The organism is Salmonella sp. SG203, from assembly GCF_013350575.1.
In the GTDB taxonomy this organism is placed as follows: domain Bacteria; phylum Pseudomonadota; class Gammaproteobacteria; order Enterobacterales; family Enterobacteriaceae; genus Salmonella; species Salmonella enterica.
This window is the reverse complement of record NZ_SNMT01000087.1, coordinates 1-1,014: the sequence shown is the minus strand read 5'-3', so window position 1 is coordinate 1,014 and position 1,014 is coordinate 1. Positions and strand designations below refer to the sequence as shown.

1 pseudogene is annotated in these 1,014 nt (G+C 63.9%); it reads right to left on the bottom strand.

The features are described from left to right. Positions 1-96 precede the first annotated feature (96 nt). A pseudogene (locus tag HV477_RS27895) lies at positions 97-1,014 on the bottom strand (ShlB/FhaC/HecB family hemolysin secretion/activation protein); the annotation flags it as partial.

Genomic DNA, 1,014 nt, shown 5'->3' with positions numbered 1-1,014 from the left:
TTCACTCACCGCCACAAGCTGGTTGCGGCGGCGGTCGTATTTAAGTTTGTATATCTTGTTCACTGTTCTGTTCCTTCTTTTTTATTATTCCGCCACTCAGAATGACTTCACGGCCGACACCCAGAAACGGTCATGGTCATCCAGCCCGGACACCGGGTCTGCATCCCCCGTCCGGTGCGCCCACGTCAGCGTCAGCGCGTAATTACCCGCATCCGCCACCGTCGCATACAGCCCCGCCCCTGCCAGGTTCACATGGTTGTGGTCCGTCAGGCGGCCCTCACCGTCCTGGTTACGGTTCTGCGAATACTGTTCACCCCAGCCCTGGTCGTAAAACGCCGCCAGCGTCATGGCCGGGGACGTCCCCGACCATGCCGTCCAGCGCCCCTGCGGAATGGCGTGCGTCCAGCGCACCTCGCCCGTCGCCACGGTGCCGTCATCCACGGCACCCGCCCCGACATCGTAGGCCCGCACCGCGCCCGGGCCGCCCAGCAGGAACTTCTGCGACGTGTCCAGGTTGTGGTTTGCCAGCTGGCCGCTGACGCCCGCATACACCGAGAAAGGCCCCCACACCTGCTGGTCATGGTTCAGGGTCCAGTTCATCCGGGCGAACTGTCCTTCCGAACCCAGTTCACGGCTGAAGTTAATGCTGCGCGCCAGGTCATTGCGGTAGTCCAGGTTCCCTGCCGTTCCCTTCACGCTGAAGCCGGTCACCCCGCCGGGCACGTCCGCCACGCTCCCCGCCACGCTGACGGCGCCCGACGTCACCCGCTTGCGGCCTTCCTCACCGAGTCCCATAAACAGCGTGGACGGGTATTTATCGGTCAGGTACTGTTCTCCCCCCTCCGCACGCACATCCACCCGCGCGCGCGCCGTGCGTATCCACGGCTGCGTCACATACAGGCCCCAGTTATCGGAGTAACCGTTGTATCCGTCCCGCAGGAAGTTGTAGTGGTAGTTCAGGTGGCTGTAGTTCGCCCCGACACGCGTGCCGTACCCGCCGGCCAGCAGGCTGTA